Origin of the sequence: Winogradskyella sp., assembly GCF_013213975.1 — a bacterium.
Classification (GTDB): domain Bacteria; phylum Bacteroidota; class Bacteroidia; order Flavobacteriales; family Flavobacteriaceae; genus Winogradskyella.
In genome coordinates, this window is record NZ_JABSST010000095.1 from 3911 (window position 1) to 9781 (window position 5871).

Consider the following 5871-nt stretch of genomic DNA (forward strand, 5'->3'; position numbering starts at 1 on the left):
ACAAGAGCTCCATCAGGTGGCCCTTTAGTGCAACATGCACTAGTAGCTTTATTGGAAATGCATCATCAAGGTAAAATTTCAATTGAAAAAATAGTTGAAAAGGCTTGCCATAATCCAGCCATTCTTTTTGATGTTGAAAAAAGAGGTTATATCAAGGAAGGATATTATGCAGATTTAGTTATAGCAGATCTTAATAATCCTTGGACAGTAAATAAGGATAATATTTTATATAAGTGTGGATGGTCTCCTTTTGAAGGAAATACCTTTAAAAGTAGAATAACACATACTTTTGTCAATGGACAATTAGTTTACAACAATTTTAAGGTTCTTGACGTTAAAGCTGGAAAACGACTTACATTTAACAGGTAGTATGAGAGTTTTATCAATTTTATTTGTTCTAGGTTTTCTTTTTATGGCTTGTACAAAAAAAGAGCGACCTGTCAAACCTAAAGACCTTATTGCTAAAGATAAAATGGAACAAATATTATATGATTTGTATATTCTTAATGCGGCTAAAGGTGTGAATAGTAAAATTTTAGAAAGTAAACGCATTAAGCCTGAGAAGTATTTGTTGACCAAACATAATATTGACAGTACACAATTTGCTAATAGTAATGCCTATTATGCATTCGACGCAGATGAATATAAAGTGTTGGTAGATAATGTAAAAGAAAAATTAGAAAAGGACAAAGAAACCTTTGTCGCACAACAGAAGGCAGAAGAACAACAAGAGAAAAGAAGACGAGACTCCTTAACAAAAGCTAAAAGAAAAAAAAAGGATTCTATCGTAAAATCAAAAACTCCAGTGAGATCCTAAGTCTTTTTACTTAAGTCTTTAAGGTACAGACCACAAACATCTTCGATAGAATCGTCTATAGACTTAAATTGAAAGTCCAAGGTATGTTTTAATTTGTTATTATCATATTTTGTTATACTAACAGCTGATTTAGCAGTTTGCTTAGAAAGAGTTCGACGTTTTCTAAGTAGTTTATGATTCAACCAATCTAATCTCCATGCTAAACTTAACAACCATGGTTTAGCTTCTTTTTTAGGTAGGGCTACATTAAGCATCTTTGCCACCTTAAACTGAAATGATTTAAAGCTTAAATTTTCAGCTATCACAATAAAACGTTCATTTTTAATATCACACTGCATGAGTTTAATCATTGCCTTAGTTACATCAAAAACATCTACATAACCTACAACTCCTTTGACAAAATATTTCATTCCGTCATGAATTTGTCTAAACAGATTACCACTGCTGCCACCTTTCCAATATCCTGCACCTAAGATAATTCCAGGGTTTACAATAACAGCTTCGAGGCCTTCTTGAGTTCCTCTCCATACCTCCAATTCTGCTCCATATTTAGTTATGGCATATACACTGTTATCAGCCTCTGGATTCCACTCAGTTTCTTCAGTGATTAATTTTTCTGAATCTTCATTATACCCAATAGCAGCAATAGAGCTTACATAACATAGTTTTTTTATATTATGGCTAATACTTAGGTTAACGATATTGGATGTGCCTTCTATATTTATCTTTCGCAATTCATGGTATTTATCGGGCTCAAAGGATACAAAAGCTGCGCAATGATAGACGTGAGTGATATCTTTAAAAGCGTTTTGTAATCGTGGAATATCATTAATGTCTGCTTCAATCCATTCAATTTTTTCGAATAAAGTTTGAGCTTCAGAAGAATAGTAACTGAAGACATGGGCAACACGTTTTAGTGTTTTAGTCCTTCTGTACGTAGCGCGAACCTTATTGTTATTTTTGACGAGTTGGAATAACAAATGTGAGCCAACTAAACCAGTTCCTCCTGTAACTAATATCATTATTATCTAAAGGAATTTGTAAATTTTGATTATTAACTCAAAGTTACGCTTTTTTAAAATTGTCTTTCGTCTTTTAGGATGGAAACATATCTTTGCTGAGATCTAATATTGAAAACAAAATAATGGGAAAGAATTTTGTAGAAGAGTTAAAATGGCGAGGCATGCTTCACCAAAATATGCCTGGAGTTGAAGACCATTTAGATGAAGGAATGCGTAGTGCTTACATAGGTTTTGATCCTACCGCAGATTCTTTACATATTGGGAATCTAGTTCCTATTATGTTATTAGCTCATTATCAACGTTGTGGCCATAAACCAGTTGCACTTGTTGGTGGTGCTACTGGAATGATTGGTGATCCATCAGGAAAATCTAGTGAGCGTAATCTATTAGATGAAAAAACATTACGCCACAATCAAGAAGCTATTAAAGCTCAGTTAGCACATTTCTTAGATTTTGATAGAAGTGATGCTAATGCTGCAGTATTAGTTAATAACTATGACTGGATGAAAGAGTTTTCATTTTTAGAATTTATTAGAGATGTGGGAAAGCATATCACGGTTAATTATATGATGGCTAAGGATTCGGTTAAGAATAGAATCTCTGGCGAATCTTCTAATGATGGGATGAGCTTTACAGAGTTTACCTATCAGTTGGTCCAAGGGTATGACTTCTTACATTTATATCGAGCTAATGACTGCACGATACAAATGGGAGGCAGCGACCAGTGGGGAAATATTACAACTGGAACTGAATTAATAAGACGTATCGGTGGTGGTAAAGGTTTTGCAATTACCTGCCCATTAATAACTAAAAGTGACGGGTCTAAATTTGGAAAGTCTGAAGGCGGAAATGTTTGGTTAGATGCTAATAGAACTTCACCATATAAGTTTTATCAGTATTGGTTAAATTCAAGCGATGTTGATGCAGAAAAGTATATAAAGATTTTCACCTTTCTCAATGAATCTGATATTAATACATTGATAGAAAATCATAAAGAAGCTCCGCATCGTAGACTTTTACAAAAACGATTGGCTGAAGAGATTACCACTATGGTTCATTCAAAAGCGGACTTTGAAAATGCTGAAAAAGCGTCCAACATATTATTTAGCAAGTCCTTTAAAGATGATATTAAAACCTTAGATGAACATACATTTTTAGATGTTTTTGAAGGGGTGTCTCAAGCAGAGATAACAAAGTCAGATTTTGATGGAGGATTAGATATGATTGGTGCTTTAGCAGCAAAGACTAATTTCTTAAACTCTAATGGTGAAGCACGAAGAGCATTAAAAGAAAATTCGATTTCAGTCAATAAGGAGAAAGTTAAAGAAGATTATCAATTAACTAATGAGGACTTAATCAATGATAAGTATATCATCCTTAATAAAGGCAGGAAAAATACGTATATCATTAAGATTGTATAAAAGTAGTGCCCAGAATTCCTTCTGGGCACATCTAACCAATCAATCATGAGGTCAAATTAATTATTCTTTTTCATAGAATTAATTAAACTTAACGACCTCCCAATATGAGTCGACTTTTTTTTGTAAACCTTTCACATCTTTTTTTAGCCACTTTTTTAAAGTGTTATTTCCCCAGGAATTATAAAATAAATAGCGTTTACCCGCGCTAACTTCAAAGGTTTTAGGATTGACATCTACTCTTTTAGTATTTTTCGGTAATAGCAAAAGCACAGTGACCACCATACTTTGGGATATGTTTTTAATAAAGGTGTTTTGGTTAAGTCTGACTTGAGAATTTAAACTTTACACCATTATACGCTTTAGTAAAAGACTCTGACCTTTTCTTTGGTTCATTGTCAGAATATGAAACAACATCATAACCTTTAGTAATAAATACGTGCTTGGTATTATAATTTAAACTTTGAGTTAAAACTTGAAACGAAAATGCGATGAATAGTAGACCTAAATAGTTCATCAAATTGCATTTATAACTGGCCCAGTCGAACAAATCTGTTGGACTTAAATGGCCATTAAATTGCAGCCTCTTATATCTGAATTATCAAAGCGACCTATAATTTCGAAGCTGCCATTAGAATACACTCTTCCTAAATCTTGAGTGGCAATAAAGGAACAAGAGTTTACATTTGCTAAATCAATTACATTAATCCCACCTGTTTTATCTGAATTTTGAATGGTTAAGGCATCTTCTGTATCGCGAGTCAATACCTTCATCCATGGCGGACATTCAAAAAGACCATTTCCGGAAGAATAAGCCTGACTTAATAATTCCGTCATACCATATTCGCTATGAATATGTTGCACTCCAAATCTAGATTTAAGGATTTGATGTAATTCTTCACGAATAATTTCTTTACGACGTCCTTTCATACCCCCAGTTTCCATAATTATGGTATGCTCGAGGCTAAATCTATAAGCGTCAGCCAAATCTAAAAGCGCAAATGAAACACCAATGAGTATCGTCTTTTGCTGTTCTGATTCTAGCCGTTTTAAAGTGTTAGCTAAATCATTTAGGTTATCTAGATAAAAGCCACTTTCAGCATGGCTAGATTTTGTAATCAAATCATTAACCATATAAATTAGAGAGGACCCTTCGCGCTCAAGGTAAGAAGGTAATAATGCCAATACTACGTAATCTTCAATATTACCATAAAATTGTTTAAATCCCTTTAGATAGCTTTTCTCATAGATTGAGATATCGGTCACTAAATGTTTACTAGGAATAGTGCCTGTAGTACCAGAACTTGTAAAGGTTTTTTGTATGGTGTTTTGATTGCTTAGGACATCGCGATTTTTAAAGAATTGAATGGGTAAAAATGGGATATCCTTATAGGATTTAATATCGGAAGGACATTTGTACAATAAGTCACAAAAAGAGCGATAGGTCTTATTATTTTCAAATTGAAAGCTAAAAATATCGAGAGCTAAAGCTTCAAATTCTGCTTCAGTTGTTAAATTAAAAATTCTGTCCTTAGAAATCATGAGACAAAAATATTGAAAATAAAAAAGCGCAGCTATGAAATAACTGCGCTAATCATTTGATTTTACTTAACTCTATCTAATCACTAATTTTTTAGTGGTAGAAGTATTGTTTTGAGTGATTTTCACTAAGTACATTCCTGTTGTTAAACTAGATACATCTAATGTATGGTTAGTGATAGTTTCATTTTTAACTTCTTTTCCAAGAATATCAAACACTTGGACATTCATTGTATCATTACTTGAAGACGTAATTGTTACAGACCCAGTATTAGTTGGATTTGGATATAATGAAAGCTGATTTAAGTTAAAATTATTATTTGATAAAGTTTGAGGAGTAACTTCAGCATAGCTTGTTCCAATTCTTAATTCATCAAATAAGATTGAAGGTGTTTCTCCTGCACTGTCTTGTCTTAATACAAACCTGTCAATTGTTGTTTCAATTTCTGAGTCTGTTTCTGAGAAGTCTGGAGCAGGCTCAACGCCACCTAGAGAGGAAGGATTTATCCATCCTTTAATAACACCAGTTCCAGGTTCATAACTCATAACCACTAATACAGATTCATTAGTATTGTAGCTTCCAGCAAAGGTTGGACTAAATGAAGTTGCTGTAACTGCAACATCAAAGGTAGAGCCAACAGGATCTGTATCGGGATGAACCCAAAAACGTAAATCATATGAACTATCTGAATTTGCAAGAGCTGCAAAATAACCTCCATCGTTTAAATCTGTAATAGCAGAAAGATCAGTGATTTGGAAAATAAATGAAGTGTATACAGTTCCAGAGGTAACTGCAGTAAATTCAATTTTTGATTCTTGACCTGAACCACTGAAAGACAGATGATTTCCTGTTTGACTATCATTAGCTAAACCAGTGTAGGTTAAACCTCCAGGTCCACCAATACCAATACTAGCACCGCCATTGAAACCAGTCCAATCTGTTTGATTATTTAAACCTTCTCCAACTGTATAATCAAATCCTTCATATATTGGAAGCGCCAAAGATGGTTCACAAACAGGACTTGAAATCATACTGTTCAAGTCGCATAAACCTCCATCTTGTACTGTGATAGTT

6 protein-coding genes are annotated in these 5871 nt (G+C 33.5%); 3 read left to right on the top strand and 3 right to left on the bottom strand.

What is annotated here, in order from left to right:
• Nucleotides 1–369, top strand: a 369-nt coding sequence (locus HRU49_RS12845; RefSeq protein ID WP_296357796.1) for an amidohydrolase family protein, incomplete at its 5' end; no start/stop codon positions are given.
• A gap of 1 nt (nucleotide 370) precedes the next feature.
• Nucleotides 371–817: a DUF4296 domain-containing protein gene (locus tag HRU49_RS12850; protein ID WP_296357798.1), complete on the top strand. Its 447-nt coding sequence runs from the start codon at nucleotides 371–373 to the stop codon at nucleotides 815–817.
• Here HRU49_RS12850 and HRU49_RS12855 read toward each other — a convergent pair.
• Nucleotides 814–1839: an NAD-dependent epimerase/dehydratase family protein gene (locus HRU49_RS12855; RefSeq protein ID WP_296357800.1), complete on the bottom strand. Its 1026-nt coding sequence runs from the start codon at nucleotides 1837–1839 to the stop codon at nucleotides 814–816. The genes HRU49_RS12850 and HRU49_RS12855 overlap by 4 nt on opposite strands.
• Nucleotides 1840–1961: 122 nt before the next feature.
• Between HRU49_RS12855 and tyrS the strand changes: the two genes are divergently transcribed.
• Nucleotides 1962–3260, top strand: coding sequence for a tyrosine--tRNA ligase (gene tyrS / locus HRU49_RS12860; protein ID WP_296357802.1), 1299 nt, complete (start codon nucleotides 1962–1964; stop codon nucleotides 3258–3260).
• Between the two features lie 558 nt (nucleotides 3261–3818).
• Here tyrS and HRU49_RS12865 read toward each other — a convergent pair.
• Both HRU49_RS12865 and HRU49_RS12870 read right to left on the bottom strand, forming a co-directional pair.
• Entirely contained in the window at nucleotides 3819–4799 is a 981-nt protein-coding gene (locus tag HRU49_RS12865) for an acyl transferase (protein WP_296357804.1), read from the bottom strand.
• A gap of 72 nt (nucleotides 4800–4871) precedes the next feature.
• On the bottom strand, nucleotides 4872–5871 hold a 1000-nt coding region (locus HRU49_RS12870; RefSeq protein ID WP_296357805.1), incomplete at its 5' end, for a T9SS type A sorting domain-containing protein.